The following is a 21,935-nucleotide window of genomic DNA, read 5'->3' on the forward strand; positions in this document are numbered from 1 at the left end:
ACGCCCACGACAGCGACAGCTGGAAAGAGAAGCAGATGAAAAAGAACAGAGCCGCCACCGCCGCCGCAGTGTGCGGCGCGCTCCTCATAGCCGGATGTTCGTCCGACTTCGGCAGCGACAGCGGCGCCGAACAGGACAGCTCCGAGAAGCAGAAGCTGACCGTGATGATCGGCTCGTCCGGCGACGCCGAGACGAACGCCGTCAAGGCCGCGGCCGCCGCCTGGGCCAAGAAGACCGGCAACACCGTCACCGTCGTACCCGCCCAGAACCTGGACCAGCAGCTCGGCCAGGCCCTGGCCGGGGGCAAGCCGCCGGACGTCTTCTACGTCGGCTCGTCGGTCTTCGCCAACTACGCCAAGGGCAACTCCCTCTACGCGTACGGCGACAAGCTCGTGGACAAGGACGACTTCTCCACCGCGCTGCGCAACTCCTTCAGCTACGAGGACAAGTTCGTCTGCGCGCCCAAGGACAGCTCCACCCTCGGCCTGGCGATCAACACCACGATGTGGAAGGCCGCTGGGCTCACCGAGGCCGACTACCCCAAGACCTGGGACGATCTGACGAAGGTCGCGGACAAGCTGACCACCGACAAGGTCAGCGGCCTCGTGGTCAACAGCTCGTACAACCAGCTCGGCCCCTTCCTCAAGCAGGCCGGCGGCTGGATCACCAACGCCGACCAGACCGAGATCACGGCCGACAGCCCCGAGAACGTCGAGGCGCTGACGTATGTGAAGAAGCTCCTCAACGACGGTGTGCTCACCTACCCCAAGCAGGTCGACGCGGGCTGGGGCGGCGAGGCGTTCGGCGCCCAGAAGGCCGCGATGACCATCGAGGGCAACTGGCTGACCGGCGCCATGACCAACGACTACCCCGACGTCGACTACACGGTCGTACCGCTGCCCAAGGGCCCGGCCGACCAGGGCACGCTCTCCTTCAGCACCTGCTGGGGCATCGCCAACAAGAGCGCCCACCGCGACGCGGCCGTCTCGCTCGTCGAGGCCTTCACCACCGCCGAGCAGCAGGTGGAGTTCGCCGACGCGTACGGCGTGATGCCCTCGCGCACCAGCGCGCTCGCGACGTACGAGAAGCAGCACCCGCAGGACAAGGCGTTCGTGGACGGTTCCGCCTACGCCCAGGGCCCGGTCACGCTGCCCGGCTTCACCAAGGTGCTCGACCAGTTCGACACCGACCTCGCCGGGCTGGCGAAGGCGGACCCCAAGAAGATCCTCGGCGACCTGCAGACCAACGGTGAACAGGTCCTGAAGAGCAACGGCTGACGGGCCGGTCCCACCGTGTACGACACCCGCCGGGGCCCACGGACCCCGGCGGGTGCAGGAGGAGAGAGAAAGCGCATGAGTCAGTACGGCAGCGGCAGCGGTTCTGCCGCCGCGCCGCCCTCCCCGGCCGGGGGCGGCACGGGCGGCCGGGCCCGGGCCGGGCGCCCGCCCCGCGAATCCGCGTCCGGCATCAAGGGCCGGCAGGGACTGTGGGGCTGGCTCTTCGTCAGCCCGATGGTGCTGGTCCTCGGCCTCTTCCTGCTGCTGCCCATCGGGATGGCCCTGTGGGTCAGCCTGCTGAACTGGGACGGGCAGTCCAACCCCTTCACCGGCGCCGCCGACTTCATCGGCGTCGACAACTACTCCAACGTCCTGACCACCGACGGCCTCGACCGCACACTGTTCATGACCTCGGTGCGCAACAACCTCTACTTCGTCCTGCTGGCCGTACCGCTCCAGACGATCCTCGCCCTCGCGCTCGCCGTGGCCGTCAACAGCCGCCGGATCAAGGGCAAGGGCCTCTTCCGGACGATCTTCTACTTCCCCTCGGTGACCAGCTCCATCGCCATCTCCACCGTCTTCCTCTTCCTGTTCCAGGGCAGCGGCGCCATCAACGCGCTGCTGAAGTGGGTCGGCATCACCGGACCGAAGTGGTTCACCGACGCCAACGGCCTCGTGTGGACGGTCCTCGGCGGCCTCGGCATCGTGGACCCCGACAGGCCGACGGCGGCGCTCGCGTCCAACGGCTTCCTCGGACTCTCCTGGTGGGACTGGCTCTCCGGCCCGTCCATCGCGATGTGCACCGTCATCACGCTGATCGTCTGGACCTCGTCCGGCACCTACATGCTGATCTTCCTCGCCGCTCTGCAGGACGTGCCCGCCGAACTGGAGGAGGCCGCCCTGCTGGACGGCGCCAACCGCTGGCAGTCGTTCCGCAACGTCACCATCCCCGCGCTCCGCCCGGTGATCTTCCTGGTGGTCACACTCGGACTGATCGGCAGCTGGCAGATCTTCGACGCGGTGTACGTGATGAGCCAGGGCGCCCCCGGCAACACCACCCTCACCCCCGCGTTCCTCTCCTACACCGCGGGATTCCAGGACTCCGAATACGGCCGCGCCGCGGCCATCGCCTTCATCCTGCTGGCGATCATCATGGTGATGACCCTGTTCCAGCGTGTGCTGCTGCGCGACCGTGACAAGCCGGTCCGGGCGGGCAGGCGCCTCGGGGCCGTACGCCGGAGGGCTTCATGAGTACGCCGCCGACCATGCCGGCCCCGATACGCCGGGCGACACGCACGAAACCCGGGACCTGGGCGCCCCGGACCACCCAGAGCTCTCCCGCCGGGCCCCGCGCGCCGCGGAGCACCGGCCGGCGGATCCTGCTCGTCGCGCTCTATCTGCTGCTCACCGGCATCGGGCTGCTGTATCTGCTGCCGTTCGCCATCCAGATCGCGACCTCGTTCAAGACCGACCCTGACGCGGCCGCCAACCCGCTGTCCCTGCTGCCGGACCCGTTCTCGCTGGAGTCCTACCGGCGGCTGTTCGGGCTCGGGAACGCCGGGGACGCGGTGCCGTTCAGCACCTGGCTGGGCAACTCGGTCCTCGTCACCCTCTTCATCACCGCGGGCCGCGTCTTCTTCGACTCGCTGGCCGGTTACGCGCTGGCCCGCCTCGACTTCCGCGGGCGCAACCTGCTCTTCAACGGGCTGCTGACGGTGATGTCGGTCCCCGGTGTGGTGCTGCTGATCCCGAAGTTCCTCGTCCTCAACCAGCTGGGCATCTTCGACACGTACGCCGCCATGATCATCCCCCTGCTGGTGGACGCGGCCGGAGTGTTCATCATGCGGCAGTTCTTCCTCTCCGTCCCCAAGGAGGTGGAGGAGGCGGCGCGGATCGACGGCGCCGGTGTCTTCCGCACCTTCTGGTCGGTGGTGCTGCCGATGGCCAGGCCCGCCCTGATCACCCTGACGATCCTGTCGTTCCAGGGGTCCTGGAACGAGTTCACGCACTTCCTGGTCGCCACACAGTCGCCGCAGTACCAGACGCTGACGACCGGCCTCGCATCCTTCGTCTCCGGCAGCCTCAGCAGCGGGACGCAGTATCCGCTCAAACTGACGGCCGCCCTGCTCGCGACGATCCCCGTGGCGCTGCTCTTCTTCGCCTTCCAGCGCCACTTCGTACGGAGCGCGAACTCCGGGGCCGTCAAGGAGTAGACAGGGTACGCACGGCGGCCGAGAAGGGTATCGGCTTGGACAAACTTCGCGGACCGCCTGCGGCCGGGTGAGCGGGCTGGTCAGAATATGGCATGGTCATCCGCCGTCTCAGCTACCTGCTCGACCCGGACCCGCCGCCGACCCCGGACCCGCCCGCGGACCCTTCCGCGGAGCCGGACCCGGACCTCGTCCCGGACACCGGCGGCATCCTCCTGCGACGGCTCCGACCGGCCCCGGAGGGCGAGGCCGGGGTCTCCGGTGATCTGCGCGCGCAGGTGGAGCAGATCATCACCCTCACCCACGGCCGTACACGCCACGGCGTCCTCAGTTGCAGCCGGCTCCCGGCGGGCGGCAGCCTCCTCAGCAACAGCCGCCCCGACGGCGCGCACCCGGACGGACAGCGGCAGTTCATCGACGTCCTGCACCTCCCGGCGGGCGCCGCCGGGTTCGACCGGGTATGGCCCATCGACACCTGGCGCTCCCCGTCCTGGGACACCCCGGCGCCGGACGAGGAGCCCGCCGATCTGCTGCCCGTCCCCGGCGGTCACTTCAGCCACGAGCTGCTCGTGCGCTTCGCCAAGGAGCGGGCCCCGCGTGTGGCGCCGTTCCTCGCCGACGTACGACGCCTCTTCGCGGACCCCGCGGGGAGGCAGATCGTCATCGCCGAGGAGGACCCGGAGACGGTCGTCCGCTGGATCGCCCTCGCCTGTGCCTCGCTCCCCGAGGAGAGCGCCCGGGCGCTCACGTTCGTCACCGACGCCGACGAACCGCACAACGCGCCGCAGCAGATCATCGGGATCGGCCCCGACTCCGCCTTCGACCGGCACGACCCACTGCTCCTCGACCATCTCTACCGGGTCCACGACGGCCTCGGCGGACCGGGCAGCCCCTACGTCTCCGACGTCTGGGCCAAGATGAAGGCCGAGATGTGGCTGGCGGGCACGCCGGGGACACCGGGCGCGGCCGGCTTCTCGACGGCCGGGGACGCTCCGCCGCTCCCGGCCGCCGGCCCGCCCCCCGTACCCGGGGCGCCCGGCCCACCGGCGGCCGACGCCGCGCCGCCCGGCTCCTCCCCGTCCGGTACGGCGGTGGCCGCCGACCCGTTCGACCTCGCGGCGCTCGTGCCCCAACTCCTGCGGACGGGAGGGGTGTTGGGGGACGGACCCACCGGGCCGGAGGGCAGCGCGCCGCACACCGTCGTCGCCTCGTTCGTCGCGGCGGCGCAGGACCCGGCCCAGGACGCCGCGGGCATCGAGGAGTTGACGCGGGTCTGCCAGGAGCTGGGCAAACACTGCCCCGAGAGCGTCACCGACCCGCTGGCGCTCGTCCTCGCCCGGCGCCGGCTCGCCTCCGCGCTGGACCAGGACACCGGACCGCGGCACGACCCGCTCGTCGGCCTGCCCCTCGGCGAGGCCGCCCAGCGGTTGCTGCGCTCGGAGTTCGGACCCCGCTTCGACAAGGCGCTCGGGCGCACATTGCGCCGCCCCGTCCCGGAGTGGGCCGGGCCACTGCATCTCGCGCTCGTCCTGCACGGCCCCCAGGGACCCGGTGTCGAGGACGCGGTGCGCAAGCTCGTCCGCGTTCTGCTCCAGCCCCAAGTCCCGCAGTGCGCCGAGGCCGTCGCCGTACTGAAGAGCGTGGGCCACCAGGGGCTGAACCGGAGCGTCCTCGCCAAGATCACCGTCGAGACCGCGGGCCGGCGGAGCCATCTCCTGCGGGAGCTGCTGATGTCGCCGCACGGCGAATGGGTGCGATCCCATCTCGACATCGCCCCACCCTCCGTGCGCCTGGTCGAGCTGGCCGTGAGGTGGGGCGGGTCACCGCACCATCTGCGCGGCTTCGAACTCTTCGCGAAACTCGCCGAACCGGCGCCCGGAGCGGCCGTGTCGGCCGCGACCGACCCGCTGACACTGGAGACCCTGTGGGGGCTGGTGTGGGGCGCCGGCCAGCCGGAGCGGCCCGACTTCCCCCGTATCTTCCGCATCTGCGGCGCGGACGCGATCTTCGCCGCCAATCTCGGCGCCCGGTTCCTGACCTGGTTCACCTCGCCCGGCCGGTTCGACCGCGCGCTGGTCGACTTCGCCCACGCGGTCCACCGCCGGGGGGAGCCGGGCCCCCGGGAGCTCGCCACCGCCCAACTGCTCGTCCTCGCCGATGACTTCGCGCGGTCGAGCGGCTCGGCCAGGGACGTCGTGGACAGGGTGGGGGAACTGCGGCGGGACGGGGCGCCCGTGGACCCGTCGGTGTGGGAGGGCGTGCAGTACCTGCTGGCGCGCGGGTTCGCCGGACTCCCGCCGCAGGAGCTCTACCAGTCGGGCGCGCTGTCGTACCTCGCCACCGGGGAGACGGTGTTGCAGCAGCACTACCGTGCCGCCGTTCAGGCCCAGTTCGCCGACGACGCCAAGATCAGAAGCATGGCCGCACAGCCGGAGATCATCGCCGATCTCTTCTTCGTCTGGCGCAAGGACCTGACCAGGTCCTCCCGCGAGTGGCACGCCACAGTCGACGAACTGCTCCGGCAGACGGTCGCCGTGGTGCTGCGCCGGATGACGGACGAACAGCGCAGCGCGGTCGCCACCCGACTGGTGACACGGTCGAAGAACTGGCTCCAGAGCTGGCTGAGTTGGTCCAACCGTGTTGTCGGCGGCGGCAGCGGGGACACACAGATCCCGGGCGCCCCCGCCTCGTACGCACCGGGCCGGCGGCCGGGGCAGGAACAGGGGTACGGGCAGGGGCATCGCCCCGGGCAGCCCGGTCCGCCGCCCACTCCGCATGTCCCGGGACAGCCACCGCCACCGCAGTCGGGCGGCTTGCCACCGCTCCCACCGAAGTACCCGCCCGGGTACTCGCCGTCGCACCCACCACCGTGATCGAACGGCGCGCGATTCCCTGCTCAACACACCGGCCGACGCACCCTCAACTAGGCTTTCGGCCTAGGCTTTCCGCGACACCACAACACCGCACCACACCACTCAACGCACCACACAGCAGAACCAGGCGTGCGCGAACGGGACGCCTCGGGGGAGAGGACCAGCGTGACCATCATTCTCGACGTGCCCGGCGGCAGCATGGCCAGCCGCCCGGCACACTTCATCTGGATGCTCGACTGCTCGGGCTCCATGGGAGTGAACGGCAAGATCGGCGAGTTGAACTTCGCCATCCGTGAAGCCATTCCGGAGATGCAGCAGGCCGCCCTGTCCAACCCGGCCGCCTCGCTGCTCGTCCGCGCCATCTCCTTCGCAAGCGGGGCGAGTTGGCACATCGAGGAGCCCACCCCGGTGGACCGGTTCACCTGGGACGACGTGCACACCTACGGCGCCACGGACATGGGCGCCGCCTTCCGGATGGCCGCCGCCGCCCTCCAGACCCCGCCGATGCCGCAGCGTGCCCTGCCGCCCGTCCTGGCCCTCGTCTCCGACGGCCAGCCGACCGACGACTGGCGCTCCGGACTGCGCGCCATCGACGACACGCCCTGGGGCAAGCGCGCCGTGCGCGTGGCGGTCGCGATCGGCGACGACGCGGACAAGAGCATGCTCAAGGAGTTCCTGGGCAACCCCGAACTCGAACCGCTGCTCGCCAAGAACCCGCGCCAGTTGGCCGCCGCGATCCGCTGGATGTCCACCGCGGTGGTGAAGGAGGCGTCGGCGCCGAAGATCGAGGACGCCGCACCCCTGAACGTCTCGCCCGTCGTGCCGCTGACCAAGGACGAGACCGACATCTGGTGAGCGCCACCGGGACACCCACCACCGGGTGGGAGCTCCTCGACGGGGGAGTCAAAGGGGTCGCCAAGAAGTTCAGCCAGGACCGGGGCCGGGCTCTTGTCACGGACGACGGCCGCGCGGTCGTGCTGGCCGTCGCCGACGGCCACGGGTCGCGCGCGCACTTCCGCAGTGAGATGGGCGCGCGCTGGGCCGTGGAGACGTTCACCGACAGCGCGTTGGTGTACGCGAGGGAGGTCGTGAGGCGCGGGGACGACGCCGCGAACCTGCCCCGGCTGCTCGCGGAGGCCCGTACCCTCCCGCAACAGGTCGTGCACGCCTGGCGCCGTCGCGTCCTGACGCACGAGGCCAACTCCCCGGCGCACGGCGGGAACACCGCGTCCGGCGCCGTGCCGGGCACCGCGACGGACGGGACGGCGGGAGCCGCGCCGGCGGCCGACCTCGCCGTCTACGGCAGCACACTCATAGGCGCGGTCCTCACCGAACGGCTCCTGGTCTGCTGGCAGTTGGGGGACGGCGACATCGTGATCGTCGACGAGGACGGCACGACACACATGCCCTTCTACACCGGCCCCGACATGGGCGACGAGACGGAATCGCTCTGCGAGCCGGAAGCCTGGCGCAAGGCGCGGCTGCACTGGCAGCCGCTGACCGGGGGCGGCCCACCGCCGGGCGTGCTGATCTCCACCGACGGACTCTCCAAGAGCTTCGCGGACCACGAGGGGTTCCTGGCCTTCGCCAGCGGGGTGCGCTCACGCGCCGCGTCGCACGGGGTGGCGGCCGTGCAGGCCCAGCTCCCGGACTGGCTGGGCCACGCGGCGAAGTACTCAGGGGACGACGCGACGCTGGCGGGCGCCTTCCCGGCGGCCGGTCGCGGCACCGCGCGTCCCGGACCCGACAACGACGACTCGTACTGACCCACAATCGCCGACCCACACCCGCCGACACGGTCACACGCCCACGCCGCCAGGCGCCCACGCCGACACGGACCGACGCAGACACGCACCGACCACGCGGACACGCTGACGCGGACACGCACTGAAGCAGAGAGGTACAGCATGGCGAACGGCATGCTCGCAGCCGGACAGACCCTGGTCACCGAATCCGGGGAGCAGGTCACGGTCGCCGAGCTCTTCGGCTCCGGCGGCCAGGGCGAGGTCTACCGGGTGCGGACTCCGCACGGCGACCGGGCCGTGAAGTGGTACTACCCGCAACTGGCCGACGCGAGGCAGCGGCAGATCCTCGAAGGCCTCATCCACCACGGCTGGGGCGACGACCGGTTCCTGTGGCCGCAGACGGTCGTGATGGACCCCTCGGCCTCGTACCCGGGCTTCGGCTATCTGATGGACGTACGGCCCCAGCGCTTCCACGACCTGCCCGCGCTCTTCCGCCGGGACCCGTCGGTGGCGGCGACCACCCTGCGTACGCTCGTCGCCGCCGCGCTGCACACCGTCGAGGCCTACTTCACCCTGCACTCCAAGGGCATCGCCTACCGGGACATCAACTGGGGCAACATCTTCTTCGACCCCACCACCGGCGACGTGCTGGTGTGCGACAACGACAACGCCGTGGTGGACGGCGAAGCCGCCGCCGTCGCCGGGACGATGGACTTCATGGCCCCCGAGCTGGTGCGCGGCGACAAGGGCGCGATGCCCGGCATCCAGTCCGACCTGCACTCGCTCGCCGTGCTGCTCTTCCTGCTCCTGATGAACCATCACCCGCTCGACGGGGCACAGGCGTTGAAGATCCGCTGTATGGACGAGGCGGCCAAGCGCAAGATGTACGGCACCCATCCGCTGTTCATCTACGACCCCCACGACCGCAGCAACGGGCCCGTGCCGGGCGAGCACCCGACCGTCATCGCCACCTGGGGCGCGCTGCCGAAGATCCTGCGCGACCTGTTCGTGAAGACCTTCACCCAGGGGCTCAACACACCGTCCATGCGGGTGCGGGAGTCGCAGTGGCGGGACGCGCTGAGCCGGGTGCTCGACGCGATCACGGTCTGCGCGTCCTGCGGCCGGCAGAACCTGACCCAGCCCGACGGCCCGGCGCCCGACTGCTGGAAGTGCGGCAACGCGGTCCTGCTGCCGCCGAAGCTGGAAGTCGTCACCGGCCGCGGCACGCTGCGCACCCGCCGCGGCATCCGCCTCGACAGGCAGGCGCGGGTGTACGCGCACCATCTGGTGGACGACCCGGAGCGGCACGACTTCACCGCCGTGGTGGGGGAGATGACCGAACACCCCCAGCAGCGGGGGCGGTTCGGCCTCACCAACCGTTCGACGCTCCAGTGGACGGTCCGCCGCGACGACGGCACGGTCCAGGAGGTCGGTCCCGGCCGCACGGTGGCACTGCGCCCCGGACTGCTCCTGGAGTTCGGCGGCGGCACGGAGGCGGAGGTGCACGCCTGACAGGGTGACGGGCGTCCGCGCTCTCGGCAGGGCGCTCAGGGCCGGACGCCGGCTCCCCCAGCCGGATGCCGCCCTCCGCGCCGGCGGTGACGGCCACCGGCGATCCCGCGATCCGGGCGATCATCCGCGGATGGTGCCCGGTGAGCGGGCCCCCGATCCGCTCCCCAGGGGCCAGATCAGTACGGTCCCGATCCTCCGCTTAACGACGCACCGCACCGGGCGCCCTGCACCGGGCGCTCCGGGCCGATCCGCGAAGAGCCGCCGGACAGGACCTAGGGGTGTCTTGCCGATCTTGCCGGGCTCGCGGTCCCTGGCACGCACGCTCTCCCCCGTAGCCCCGGGGGGCACGGGTGGTGCCCACTGCGTTGTCGTCGGTCGGCATGGCCCCGCCATGCCTCCCTCCTCCGCCTTGCGACCGCACGCACCAGACCCCGCTCCCTCATCCGGCCTGATCGGCAAGACACCCCCTAGCCCCCGGGCAGCCAGCGGCGCCACCACGGGCGGTCGCGGGGCGCGCCCCCGCTGCTCCACGGCGTCCACGGGAACGACAGCAGCGCCAGGCCCCGGTTGTTCCTGGGCGGCAGAGGCGGCAGCGCGGGCAGGTTCGGTAGCGATGTCGTCGCGGGGACCGCCGGGATCGTCACGGCGTCCGGGCGGGGCACCGCGCTCACCTCGACGCGGCACGGGCGGGCCGTCAGGGGGATCTCGACGCGCCGCTCGGCCAGATAGCGGCTGCGCGCCACCCGCATCTCCTGCCGCAGTCCCTCCTGCTCCCACACCACCAGCACCAGGACCGCGGGCTCCGGCCAGCGGAACCGTAGCTCCGCCGTGTCCGGAGTGTTCCTGCGAGCCGTCAAGTCCTCCACCGCGCCCGGCCGTTCGACCAGCACGCTCGATCCGGCCACCGCCCTGTCGCCCAGCACGCTGACCGGCGTCATACGGACCCGGGACCGCACCTCGGGCACCACGCTCACCGGGCTCTCACCCGGCGCCGACCGCGCGGCCGGAGTGCCTGACACATCGTCACCGGACGCGATGGGCAGGCCCGGCCACTCCACCAGCCGGCCGTTGCCCCGCGCGGGCGGACGCCAGTCGATGGTCACGGTGCCGTCGTCGTGCCGACGTACGGTGATGTCGTCCACCGGCGACGGCCAGTCCACGGCCGTCGCCGCGACCCGCAGGCCCGGCGACCACGCCAACTCCCCCTCGGGGCCCGGCAGATCGGGATCCGTCGGATAGCCGCAGGAGATCTCGTACAGATATGTCCCGGGCCGCAGCGGCCGGTCCACGAACCCCTTGCGCCCCGCCGGCACGACCAGCCCGTCGACCGGCACACCGTCCGTCGGCTCCCCGGAGGGCCCCGCCCGCCCGGCCGGGCGCGCCATCGAGCGCACCGCCCTGAACCCCGTGGCCGCCGGGTGCGCGCGCCACTCCAGCCGTACGCCGTCGGGCACGGGCACCGCGCGGACCTCCTCCACGTCCGGCACCAGCAGCACGGCGCCGGTGACCCGCGGCATCCCCGCCAACCGGCCCCCGCGCAAAGGCAGTACGGCGTACCGCACCCGCCTGCCTATCGGGGCGTCCGGGTCCAGCACCGAGAGCGAGGAGTCCGCGTACGGCACCTCGACGGCCTGCTCCGGCGCGCCCTCCAGGAAGCGCACCACCCGGTACGAGACCGGGCCCGCGAGCCTGGCCGTGTCACGCGGCAGCCGCGCGGCCGTCCAACTGAGCGTGACGGCCCCCCGCTCGACGCTCACCCGCAGGGTCGAATCGGCGGGCTCCCGCGCGTCGGGGGAGTGAGCCTCGTCCGCGAGCCGCGTGGCGGCGCCGAGCAGGCCCGCCATCATCCGCTCGTCGTCGGCCGCCCGCCGTACCGCCGCGAGCCAGGACACCGCCGCCGCGCGCAGCTCACCGAGCAGCCCGAGCCGCCGCGCCTCGGCGGCCAGCCGGTCCACGGCCGCCGCGCGCTCGTCCAACCGGGCCCGGAAGTTCGCGAGCACATGGTCGCTGGGGTGCGCCGGCAGGAGATCGGCGATCCGCTGGGCCTCCCGCAGCCGGTCACCGGGCCACACCTCGTTGATCGACTCGGCCGCGTTACGGACCGGTCCCTTGCCCGGGAAGCCCGCCGCGACGGCGGACGCCAACGCCGCCGCGTCCGTGCTGTGCACGCCGAGTGCCTCCGCCGCCTCGGCGGTCGGCCCTCCCGCCCGGTCCTTCAGCTCACGGCACACCTGCCAGAGCACGATGCGGCGCGGCCCCATCGGATCGTCGCGGACGACGGTCTCCATGGTGTCCATCAGGGCCGCCGCCGTGCCGGCGCGCGGATCGGTGGAGGTGCGCCAGCGCTCCGCCGTTTCCTGGATGTGGCGCAGGTCCACCCGCGTCCACGCACGTCCCCTGGCAGGAAACCAGAGACCGTCGAGGATGCGGAAGCCGTCGTCCGTGGTGGCCTTCGGCAGCGTCGCGAAGGGGCTCGCCCCGGCTTCGACGGCCGGGCCCCGCAGCAGATCGGCGGCGTGCCGGAACCCCAGCCGGCGGATCACCGAGTCGAGGTCGGCGAAGCCCCGCATTCCGGGGAACTGCGGCAGTACGGGCAGCGGCAGCCGCCGCCCGTCCGTGCCGCCGTCCGTGCCTTCCGCCCGTGCGCCGGGCCGCCACCGCTCCACGCCGTGGGTCCTCTCGTTCGTCGCGGCTCTCCGGCCGCCCGGTTCAGCGGGGCCTGGTGTAGAAGTAGATCCGTATGGTCGCCGTGTCGGCGGGTTCGCCGAGGGCGTGGAAGTCGTCCGTCGCCGTCTTCTTGGAGAACATCTCCGGACGCGCCTTGCTGAGCAGCGAGTTGACGCGGTGCGCGTACTCCGTGCCGCCCTGGCTGCCGCCGAAGGTCAGGACCAGCGCGGCGGTGCGCCCCGGCCACTTCTTCGTGCCCTTGTTGATCTGGGCGACGATGTCCTCGGAGTCGTTGCCCTTCACCCGGATCTGCTGCGGCTTGAGCTCCACCGACCTCGGCCCGACGGGGGACGGGGTCGGCGAGGGCGAGGCGGAGCGGGAGGGCGACGGTGTCGGCCGCCCCGTGGCGCGGGCGGCCAGCGGATCGGGCCGGTCCGCCATCGACACCAGGGCGAGCACCAGCACCAGGTCCGCGAAGAGCCAGCCGGCCAGCATGACGACGCCGAGCCGCCCGCGGCGCCGTACACCGCCGGCCAGTTGGCCCACCCGGCGTACGGGACGGCTCACGGGCCCACCTCGTCCCGCGGCTCGTGCGGCGGACGCGCCGGGCCCTGATGGGGGACGCCGGGGGTGGCCGGCGTGTCGGGAAGGGCCGCCGACCCGCCGTTGGGGTTGCCGTTCGCCCCGGAGTTCGCCGCGCTGCTCGGCCCGCCGTTCGCACCGGTCAGCAGCAGCTGCTCCGTGGGCGTGTCGTACTCGAAGCCCGCCCCGTACGCGCGCCCGCCCGGGAGCGTCTGCCCGCCGGACGGATCGGGCGCCGGGTGCGGCGCCGGGCCGGGGCCCGGGTCGGGCAGGACCCCCGGCCCGGCCCCTGCCCCGGCGCCCGGCAGCGACAGCCCGCGCAGTCCGGTGTCCAGCCTGGCCGCCGCGTCCTGCCAGTGCGCCGCCGCCGCGTCCCAGCGCTCGGTGGCCTCCCGCATCCCGTCGACCGCGTCGTTCGTACGTCCCGCGCTGTCCACCAGGGCCTTCGACGCGCGCTCCGTGGCCTGCGCCACCGTCTCCGACTTCGCCGCCAGCGTCTGCTGCGCGGCGGCGAGTGCCTTCAGCGACGACTCCACCGTGTCGCCCGCCGCCTTGACGCGATCGGCGATCCGGCCGGCCGCGGCCTGGTTCTCGGCCCCCGCCTGCATGGTCGCCGCCTGACCGCCCCGTACGGCGGCCTCGATCCGGTCCGCGGCCGTGCCGAGCTTCGGGAGCTCGCCGGTGAGCGCGAGTGCGGCGTTCTCCAGCGAGGTCGTCGCGTCCTCCAGCGCCTTCGCCGAGGTGACCAGCGAGTTGTGGCTGCGGTCGGCGCGGGACGCCAGCGACTCCATGCGCGTGGCGGCCTTGCTCAGACCGGCCGTGAACTGCTGGGGGGACGCCGCGCGATGAGGTACGAGCGCCAGCTGGACCCGGGTGAGCAGCGAGGCCAGCCTGCCGAGCAGATACTCCTGGTGCCCGTTGACCTTCGCCTCCGCGCGGTCGGCGCGCGAGCGGGCACGGGCGTGCCACACCGAGAGCACCACGAGCAGGCTGATCAGCACGACCGCCATCAGCGCCACGTTCTCGAACCGGCCCGACGAGGCGAGATGCCCCCCGAAGCCCGTCTGCCACAGCTGGAGGAACGGACGCGTCGCCTCCTTGGGGTTTTCCTGGCTCAACTCGCCGTACGCGCGCACCGCTTCGCGCAGTCCGAACCAGGTGATGAGCAGCGGGACGAACACCAGAACACCCAGCACGGCCTCCAAGGAGCCCTCGCGGACGGAGCGTTGGCGGATGTCGTCGCGCACCGTGCGCAGCAGGCCCTTGGCGCCCGCCTTGGCCGCCAGCGCTCTCCTGAGCTGTGTGTGGAGCGGTGCCCGCACGGCCGGTGGCCGTTGGGCCAGGCTTTCCGGGCGTACGTAGGCCGCCACCAGGTCCACATCGGCCCAGCGGTCGAGGCGGTTGTTCTGTTCCAGGTCGTCTGCGAGGTCGTTGAGTTCAGCACTGCGCAGTTCGAAGGCGGACTCGGCGGCGAGAGTCCTCAGCTCCGCCGCGAGTTTCCTCTGTTCTGTGTCCGCCCGCGCAGTGTTGGGTGATACCTGTGCCAACCCTGTTTCCCCCTGAATCGGGTGTTCCCCGTGTGCGTGCACCGTTGTGCGGCGCCCGGTCGCCCGCCTCGCCGCGACACCTCATGGGGGGACGCCCCCGACGCGGTGGTGGTTCCTCGCGTGGTGCTTCGGTCGTCGCGAAAGCGTATCGCCCGGGGCGAGTTGAGGATCGCACATGGCGAATCCGTACGGTGGGCCGCGCCCGCCCTGCCGGCCCACCGTGCCGTTGACAGGGGCAGAGGGCGGACCTACGTTCCTACAGAAAGCGCTTACTCGGTCGCCCCGGAGGGGGAGTGTTGACGACGTACAGCACCGGCTCACCCGCACCCACATCGGCATCCGCCCCCACAGACCCGGTCCCGGGCCCGGCCTCGGGCTTCGCCGGGCTCCCCGGCGCCGTCGCCGTGTCACATCTGACCGTGTACGACTGGGAGGCCGCCGACGGTCTGCGCGGCGGTACCCCGCATCTCCATCTGACCTGCTCCGAGGGGTATGTGGTGACCGGCGGGCGGGGCGCGGTACAGACCCTCACCGCCGAGGGGTTCGAGAGCACCCCACTGGAGCCGGGCGCCCTGGTGTGGTTCACCCCCGGCACCATCCACCGGCTGGTGAACGAGGACGGTCTGCGGATCGTCGTGCTGATGCAGAACAACGGGCTTCCCGAGGCCGGGGACGCCGTACTCACCCTGCCCCCGGAGCATCTGCGGGACCCCGGGACGTACGGGCGCCTGGTACGTGTCCCCGAGGGCACCGAGGCCGAGCGGGAGACGTTCGCTCGGCGCCGCCGGGACCTGGCGGTCGAGGGGTTCGCGGCGCTGCGCGCGGCCTGGGACGCCGGGGACGAGAAGCCGCTGCTCGACTTCCACCGGGCCGCCGCCGCGCTGGTGCGGCCGAGGCTCGACGACTGGCGGGCGCGCTGGGAGTCCGGCGCGGCCGAGGCCGCCCGCCAGACCGGCGCCCAGCTCGGCCGGCTGGCCGAGGAGGACGCCTCGCACCTCGCCGACGCGCGGGTGCACGCCCGACTGCCGGGCGCCCAGGGCGTGTTCGGGATGTGCGGGCGGCTGGACACCTACGTGGTGTGAGCGGGGTGCGAGAAGTGGCGGACGCGGTGCGCCGGTGGGACCGGCGCACCGCACCGCGTCGGATCAGTCCGCGTAGACCTCCAGTTCCGAGAGCTGGGCCGCGGGCCAGCCCGTGTTGCCGGTCACGGTCACCCGTACGTAACGGGTCGGCGTACCGGGCAGGTCGACGGTGGCGGTGTTGGCGCTCGACGGGTTGAACGTGACGCCCGCCGATGCCTTGAGTGTGCTGTAGGTGGAGTTGTCGGTGCTGCCCGAGACGCTGAGCGTCTGCGTACGGGTCTGCCACGCCGAGGCGGGCGGAAGCTTCAGCACCAGCCGGTCGACGTTCTTCGCCGAGCCGAGGTCCACGGTGATGGACTGCGGGAAGGCGTTGTTGGTGCTCTCCCAGTAGCTGTTGGCGTTGCCGTCGACGGCGTTCCCGGGGCCGTACGTCTGCGCCTGGCCGGTCGCGGTGACCGGACGGCCCTCGGCGAGGTTGCCCTCGTCACCCGGCGGGTCGGTCGGCGGGTCGGTGGGGTCCTCGGGATCCACCGGACCGCCCGGTACGCCGCCGTTGGTCCACTGCGGTGCGGGCCACACACCCGTGCAGGCGGGCGGGTTGGAGTACCAGCCGGAGTTGCCGCTGCCGACCTGGGTGATCTGGAACCCGGCGCCCACACAGTTGTGGATCTTGTTGGACTGGGCGATGTTGGTGGCCTTGACGTTCTCGAAGGTGGCCCTGCCCGGTGCCTGGATCTGGAGGGCGTAGGTACCGGCGCCGTCGATCTTGACGTTCTTGAAGTTCAGCCCGTTCGTCGCACCCTCGATCAGATGGATCGCGGCGTAGGAGCTGTCGAGTATCTCGGTGTCGGTGATGTTGATGGTGGCGTTGTTGATGGGTTCGTTGAGGCCGCTGAACCACACCGCGCCGACACCGAACTGCCAGTTGAAGTCGTTGTTCCCGGCCCGGATCAAGGTGTTGCGCGCGGCGGTGTGGGTGCCCGAGACCGCCGTACCCTGCCCGGAGTTGACGCCCGGATAGCGGTTGGCGATGTGCAGGCCGCCGCCGTTGGTGATGGTGTCCGACATGACGTTGTCGGAGATCGTGATGTCCTTGCCGCCGTAGGTGACGATGTTGTTCGCCAGGATCGGCAGGATCACGGTGTTGAAGGTGAACTTGTTGTTGACGTTGGGGATGTTCTCGGCCCACATGGCCAGACCGTCGTCACCGGTGTTGCGGACGAAGGTGTTGGTGACGGTGGAGTTGGTGACACCGTAGTGGAAGTTCACCCCGTCGGCCGTCTGGTCCAGGATGCGGCTGTTCTTGATGGTGAGGTTGTTCATCGGGCCGTCGACCCAGGCACCGCACTTGGTGTGCTGCATCCAGATGTTGTCGATGACCGAGTTGGACAGCGCGCCGCCGATCGCGTTGACCTGGTCGTTGTCGACGCGCTCTCGGATGTCGCCCATGATGGCGAAGTCCTTGAGCGTGACATTGCTGCTGCCGCCCTGGTTGGCGTACTTGCCGTAGACACCGACGGCCTTGCTGCGGTCGGTGGGGTGACGGCCCTTCAGGACGCTGTACCAGGGCCCGGCGCCGGCCAGGGTCACCTTGTCGACCACGATGTGGTCGCGGATCTCGAAGTTGCCCTGCGGGATGTAGACGACCCTGTTCTGTGCCTGTCCGGCCGCCACCGCCGCCTGGAACTTGGCGGTCGAGTCGGCGGCGCCGGTCGGGTCGGCGCCGAAGTCGGCCACGACGTCGAGCGCGCCCGAGGGCTTCGCCTTCGGCGCCTCCACCTGCTCGAAGTCGGCGAGGTCGATGGTGAACGTCGGTGACTGGGCGGTCGACGACACCTGGAGTCGGACCTTGGTGCCGACCGCCAGGGTGGAGCCGAACATGGTGCGCGTCTCGTCGTAGAAGTGGTGGGGGTTGGTGTCGCCGGGGTTGTTGTTGAACGGGTAACCGCCGTAGTACCAGCCGTACTTGGAGGTCACGGGCACGTTCTTGAGCTGGTTGCCGTTGACCCGCACGTCGATCCCGGCGTCCCGGCCGGTCCCCGCGGAGTTGTCGGGCAGCGAGTAGCGGAAGGTCATGGCGTTGGCCGGCTTGGTGAGGGTGAACTCCACGTACTCACCGACCGCGTCGAGGGTCACGGCCTGCCGTCCGGAGGCTTCCGAGGGAAGCGATCCGTACAGCCGGTTGGGGCCTATCAGGGTGCCGTTGGTGGCGGCGTACTCGGCCTCGTGCTCCACGAAGGGCACGGTGGCGCCGCGGCCGGGGATGCCGACGGGTGAGGGCGCGGGCACCCCGGCCGCCACGGCGGCGGGGGCGGCGGAGATGACGACGGCGGCGGCCGTTCCGGCCACCGCCATCGCGAGAGCGAGTGAGGCGGAGAGGGAGGCGGATACGCCGCGGCGGAACAGGCGGCGTCTCGGGGGAGGTGTCACAGACATACGTCCTTGCGGCTCGTGGGGACTCTGCGGACGCGAAAAGGCTAGAAGTGCTTCCGCAGGAAGTCTATGAATCTGCGCAAGAAATGGATGCTCGGTCAGAATCTCTATGCGTTGTTCGCCGCTCTTTTCCCTTCATATCCTGGCAAGTTGGACCGGGGGTTGAGCTGAGCCTCGCTCAACTCCGGTGATCGGGAGGCCGGTTCCTGGCTCCGTCGGACGCTCGGCGGTCGCAAAACTCTCCCTGATCACAGCAAGAATCCGAGTTGCCGCACCCGTCGCTCGGACACCGTGCGCACCCTCTTGTGAGCTCTCCCGGATCGGCCCTACGATTCTTGACAGGGACATGAAACGATTCAATCAAAGGGGCTGGCATGGGCATGGGCTGGACACGCAGAAGTCTCCTGGGCACTTCCGTGGTGGGCGCTGGCGCCGGAATCGTCTCTCTCGCCGTGGGCCCGGCCGCCTCGGCCACCACCCCCGGGCGGGGCGAGGACCATCCGCGCGGCGGCCGGCTGCGCGTCGTCGCCACCACCGTGGAGTACGCCCCGCACGTCCTCGGCACCGACAACCCCACCCCCCTCCTCTCCTGGGAGCTGACGGCCGACGGGCACGGCGCCGAGCAGCGCGCGTACCAGATCAGGGCCGCCACCGACCCGCGCCACCTCGCCGGGGGCCGCCAACTCCTCTGGGACACCGGCAAGGTGGCCTCGGGGCGCGGTGTCGCCGTCCCCTACGGCGGTCCCGCACTCCCGCCCCGTACCCGCTGCCACTGGCAGGTCCGCGTCTGGGACGGCGCCGGCGACGTCTCCGCCTGGAGCACCGCCGGCTGGTGGGAGACCGCGCTCGGCGACGAGAAGTGGGGAGCCGGCTGGATCGGCGCCGACGCGGGCGCCACCCCCCTCACCCTCGAAGGCGCCACCTGGATCTGGACCGAGGGCGCGACCACCGGCGACGCCCCCGCCGGACCCCGCTGGTTCCGCTCCGCCCTCGACCTCCCCGCAGGCGCCGACATCGCGAGCGCGACCCTCGTCGCCACCGCCGACGACGACTTCACCCTCCACCTCGACGGCGTCCAGGCCGCCCACGCGCCCGAGCAGCAGGACGGCTGGCGCACCGGCAGGACCGCCGATGTCACCGAGGCCGTCAGGGCGGCCGGGCCGCGTGTCGTCCTCGCCGCCGTCGCCACCAACCGCGGTGGCGCCTCCGTCAACCCGGGCGGCCTCATCGCCCGTCTCGTCGTCCGGACCACCGACGGGCAGACACGCGAACTCGTCACCTCCGGCGACTGGCTGACCTCCGAGACCGAACAACAGGGCTGGCGGCAGCCGGACTTCGACGACAGCGGTTGGACCCCCGCCACCGTCCTCGCCCCCTACGGCGAAGGCCCCTGGGGCGACGACGTTTCCATCTCCCTGCCCGAGGCACCCGCACCGCTGCTGCGCCGCGAGTTCACCGTACGCAAGCCCGTCACACGCGCCCGTCTCTACATCAGCGGACTCGCCTACTACGTCGCCGAGTTGAACGGCGAGAGGGTCGGCGAGCAGGTCCTCGACCCCGCCTTCACCGACTACGACGAGACCGTCATGTACGCCGTGCACGACGTGACGTCCCTGCTGCGCCGGGGCGACAACGCCATCGGTGTCACCCTGGGCCGGGGCTTCTACGGCATGACCACCCCCAACGTCTGGAACTGGCACCGGCCGCCGTGGCACGGCGAGCCCCGCCTCCTGTGCCGGCTGGAGGCCGAACACCCGGACGGCACCCGCACCACCGTCGTCTCCGACACCGACTGGCGTATGACCGAGGGCCCCACCCTCACCAACTCCCTCTACGCCGGAGAGACGTACGACGCGCGACTGGCCCCCACCGGCTGGACACGACCCGGCTTCGACGACCGCTCATGGCGCGCCCCGGGCGCCCAGCAGGCACCGAAGGGCGCCCTGCGGGCCCAGCCGCACGACCCCATCGAGATCATCGACACGATCACTCCCACCAAGATCAGCGAACTGCGCACCGGTGTGTACGTGGTCGACATGGGCCGCACCACCGCCGGCTGGACCCGGCTGACCGTCAAGGCGCCCGCGGGCACCGTCGTCTCACTCGTCCACGGCGAGAAACTCAAGGCCGACGGCAGCGTCCACGCCGAGACCGGACACGTCCCGGGCCGCTTCCAGCGCGACGAGTACATCTGCGCGGGCGGCACAGAGCCCGAGGTGTGGGAACCGTCGTTCTCCTACAAGGGCTTCCGCTACGTCCAGATCGAGGGACTGCCCGCCCGCCCCGCGCTGTCCGACGTACTCGGCCGGACCGTCCACACCAAGGTGGACGAGGTCAGCGCGTTCTCCTGCTCCGAGCCCTTCTACGAGCAGCTCGACAAGGCGATGCGCCGCACGCTCCTGAACAACCTGCACGGCATCCCGACCGACACCCCCATGTACGAGAAGAACGGCTGGACGGGCGACGCCCAGCTTGGCGCGCCCACCCTCGCGTACGGCTTCGGTGTCCGCCGCTTCCTCGGGAAGTGGCTGGACGATCTGAGGGACAGTCAGAACGCCGACGGGCAGCTGCCGGTGATCGTCCCCAGCGGCGGCTGGGGGTACGGCGACCTCGGCCCGTCCCCCGAGTGGACCACCGTCTACCCGTTCCTGGTCCGCGAGATGTACCGGGTCTACGGCGACGACCGGATCGCCCGGCGGCACTGGCCCGTCCTCACCCGCTATCTGGACTGGGAGCTGGACCGCCTCGTCGACGGCCTCGCGATCACCGCCCTCGGCGACTACCTGCCGCCCGGCTACGGCGGCAACCCGCCCGAGGACACCCGGCTGACGGCCACCGCCTATCTGCACCGGGCCCTGGTCGGCACCGCCGAGATGGGCGAACTGCTGGGCCACGACGAGGTGGCCGCGCGCTACCGTACGGCGGCGGCCGGTCTCAAGGACGCCCTCAACGCGGAGTTCCTCAACGACGCCGGGCACTACAGCACCGCCAAGGACCCGGACTACCGGCAGACCTCCAACGCGATCCCGCTCGCCTTCGGCCTCGTCCCCGCCGGCGCCCGCGCCTCCGTCGTCGAGAGCCTCGTCGCCGACATCACCGAACGCGGCAACCACCTCAACACCGGCGCGCTCGGCACCAGCGTCCTGCTGCGCGTCCTGTGCGCGCACGGCCACCCCGACATCGCCCACGCCATCGCCACCCGGCGCACCTACCCGAGCTGGGGCTACTGGTTCGACAACGGCGCCGACACCATGTGGGAGATGTGGCAGCTCGACTCCCGCTCCCGCGACCACTACTTCCAGGGCACCGTCGCCCAGTGGCTGTACGAGAACGTGGCCGGTCTGCGCCCCGGCGACGACGGCTACCGCACCTTCACCGTCCGCCCTGACGCCCGCACCGGCGTCAGCTGGGCGCGCACCTCGATCCGTACGGTGCGCGGACCGGCCTCGGTGGCCTGGTCCAAGGTCGGCCGTGACCTGCGGCTCACGGTGAGGGTGCCGGTCGGGGCGAGCGCCGAGATCCATGTCCCCGCCGACAGCGAGGACAAGGTGACCGCGCCCAAGGGCGCCGACCACGTCCGCGCCGAGCCGGGCTTCCAGGTGTACCGCGCCACGCACGGGGCGTGGGACTTCGTGGCCCGGGGCTGACGGGACCCGGTCCCTGTCCGTCCTCGATCGCCGGACGGGCTCCCCACGCCCGGCGATCGAGCCCGGACGCAAGGGTCCCGTCCGGCCCACGCCCGGCATGCGTGCGCGGAGGACGTCACGTCGTGGACGCCCCCTCGGGGGCCGCCCGATGTGTGGCGCCGGAGTGTCAGCTCCGGTGCGCGCCCCCCGCGTGGGCGGAGGACGTCACGTCGCGGACACCCCCCTCGGGGGTCACCAACGTGTGGCGCTGGAGCGTCGGCTCCGGTGCGTGCCGTCCACGTGCGGACGACGTCACGTCGCGGACACCCCCCTCGGGGGGCGGCCCGATGTGTGGCGCCGGAGGGTCGGCTCCGGCGAGCG

13 protein-coding genes are annotated in these 21,935 nt (G+C 71.6%); 9 read left to right on the forward strand and 4 right to left on the reverse strand.

All coding sequences use genetic code 11. The features are described 5' to 3' along the window. The first annotated feature begins 35 nt into the window (after positions 1 to 35). The 7 genes from ACFWU9_RS00160 (at position 36) to ACFWU9_RS00190 (ending at position 9,617) form a co-directional block, all read left to right on the forward strand. Positions 36 to 1,277, forward strand: coding sequence for an extracellular solute-binding protein (locus ACFWU9_RS00160; protein WP_384313284.1), 1,242 nt, complete (start codon positions 36 to 38; stop codon positions 1,275 to 1,277). Between the two features lie 75 nt (positions 1,278 to 1,352). Then, positions 1,353 to 2,528 (forward strand): carbohydrate ABC transporter permease, encoded by a 1,176-nt coding sequence (locus ACFWU9_RS00165; RefSeq protein WP_384313286.1) that lies wholly within the window; start codon positions 1,353 to 1,355, stop codon positions 2,526 to 2,528. Beyond that, entirely contained in the window at positions 2,525 to 3,490 is a 966-nt protein-coding gene (locus ACFWU9_RS00170) for a carbohydrate ABC transporter permease (RefSeq protein ID WP_384313288.1), read from the forward strand. The genes ACFWU9_RS00165 and ACFWU9_RS00170 overlap by 4 nt, the downstream gene beginning before the upstream one ends. A 92-nt stretch (positions 3,491 to 3,582) precedes the next feature. Then, entirely contained in the window at positions 3,583 to 6,360 is a 2,778-nt protein-coding gene (locus ACFWU9_RS00175; protein ID WP_384313290.1) for a GTPase-associated protein 1-related protein, read from the forward strand. A 198-nt stretch (positions 6,361 to 6,558) separates the two neighbouring features. Further along, positions 6,559 to 7,215 (forward strand): tellurium resistance protein, encoded by a 657-nt coding sequence (locus ACFWU9_RS00180; RefSeq protein ID WP_384313781.1) that lies wholly within the window; start codon positions 6,559 to 6,561, stop codon positions 7,213 to 7,215. Then, positions 7,212 to 8,126: a protein phosphatase 2C domain-containing protein gene (locus ACFWU9_RS00185; protein ID WP_384313292.1), complete on the forward strand. Its 915-nt coding sequence runs from the start codon at positions 7,212 to 7,214 to the stop codon at positions 8,124 to 8,126. Before ACFWU9_RS00180 ends, ACFWU9_RS00185 begins: the two co-directional genes overlap by 4 nt. A 153-nt stretch (positions 8,127 to 8,279) precedes the next feature. Next, positions 8,280 to 9,617, forward strand: a complete 1,338-nt coding sequence (locus tag ACFWU9_RS00190; RefSeq protein WP_384313294.1) for a protein kinase — start codon at positions 8,280 to 8,282, stop codon at positions 9,615 to 9,617. A 467-nt stretch (positions 9,618 to 10,084) separates the two neighbouring features. Here ACFWU9_RS00190 and ACFWU9_RS00195 read toward each other — a convergent pair whose 3' ends face one another. The 3 genes from ACFWU9_RS00195 to ACFWU9_RS00205 are packed head-to-tail and all read right to left on the reverse strand — an operon-like array spanning position 10,085 to position 14,413. Next, a complete protein-coding gene (locus ACFWU9_RS00195) occupies positions 10,085 to 12,283 on the reverse strand; it encodes a hypothetical protein (RefSeq protein ID WP_384313296.1) in 2,199 nt (732 codons plus the stop codon). 43 nt (positions 12,284 to 12,326) lie between these two features. Then, positions 12,327 to 12,851, reverse strand: a complete 525-nt coding sequence (locus ACFWU9_RS00200; RefSeq protein ID WP_384313298.1) for a hypothetical protein — start codon at positions 12,849 to 12,851, stop codon at positions 12,327 to 12,329. Beyond that, positions 12,848 to 14,413: a hypothetical protein gene (locus ACFWU9_RS00205; protein ID WP_384313300.1), complete on the reverse strand. Its 1,566-nt coding sequence runs from the start codon at positions 14,411 to 14,413 to the stop codon at positions 12,848 to 12,850. The genes ACFWU9_RS00200 and ACFWU9_RS00205 overlap by 4 nt, the downstream gene beginning before the upstream one ends. A gap of 404 nt (positions 14,414 to 14,817) precedes the next feature. Between ACFWU9_RS00205 and ACFWU9_RS00210 the strand changes: the two genes are divergently transcribed. Beyond that, positions 14,818 to 15,495, forward strand: coding sequence for a cupin domain-containing protein (locus tag ACFWU9_RS00210; protein WP_384313783.1), 678 nt, complete (start codon positions 14,818 to 14,820; stop codon positions 15,493 to 15,495). 63 nt (positions 15,496 to 15,558) lie between these two features. Here the strand turns inward: ACFWU9_RS00210 and ACFWU9_RS00215 are convergent, their stop codons facing one another. Further along, positions 15,559 to 17,925 carry a discoidin domain-containing protein gene (locus tag ACFWU9_RS00215; protein ID WP_384313302.1) on the reverse strand — a complete coding sequence of 789 codons (2,367 nt, stop codon included), beginning with the start codon at positions 17,923 to 17,925 and terminating at the stop codon, positions 15,559 to 15,561. A 422-nt stretch (positions 17,926 to 18,347) separates the two neighbouring features. Between ACFWU9_RS00215 and ACFWU9_RS00220 the strand changes: the two genes are divergently transcribed. Beyond that, complete coding sequence (locus tag ACFWU9_RS00220) at positions 18,348 to 21,575, forward strand: family 78 glycoside hydrolase catalytic domain (RefSeq protein ID WP_384313304.1); 3,228 nt, start codon at positions 18,348 to 18,350, stop codon at positions 21,573 to 21,575. The last annotated feature ends 360 nt before the right edge of the window (positions 21,576 to 21,935 follow it).

Source organism: Streptomyces sp. NPDC058653, from assembly GCF_042716895.1.
Taxonomy (GTDB): domain Bacteria; phylum Actinomycetota; class Actinomycetes; order Streptomycetales; family Streptomycetaceae; genus Streptomyces.

Excerpts from the sequence above, each read along its gene's own strand:
- ACFWU9_RS00160 (WP_384313284.1), top strand. The coding sequence starts at position 36 with ATGAAAAAGAACAGAGCCGCCACCGCCGCCGCAGTGTGCGGCGCGCTC.
- ACFWU9_RS00165 (WP_384313286.1), top strand. The coding sequence starts at position 1,353 with ATGAGTCAGTACGGCAGCGGCAGCGGTTCTGCCGCCGCGCCGCCCTCC.
- ACFWU9_RS00170 (WP_384313288.1), top strand. The coding sequence starts at position 2,525 with ATGAGTACGCCGCCGACCATGCCGGCCCCGATACGCCGGGCGACACGC.
- ACFWU9_RS00175 (WP_384313290.1), top strand. The coding sequence starts at position 3,583 with ATGGTCATCCGCCGTCTCAGCTACCTGCTCGACCCGGACCCGCCGCCG.
- ACFWU9_RS00180 (WP_384313781.1), top strand. The coding sequence starts at position 6,559 with ATGGCCAGCCGCCCGGCACACTTCATCTGGATGCTCGACTGCTCGGGC.
- ACFWU9_RS00190 (WP_384313294.1), top strand. The coding sequence starts at position 8,280 with ATGCTCGCAGCCGGACAGACCCTGGTCACCGAATCCGGGGAGCAGGTC.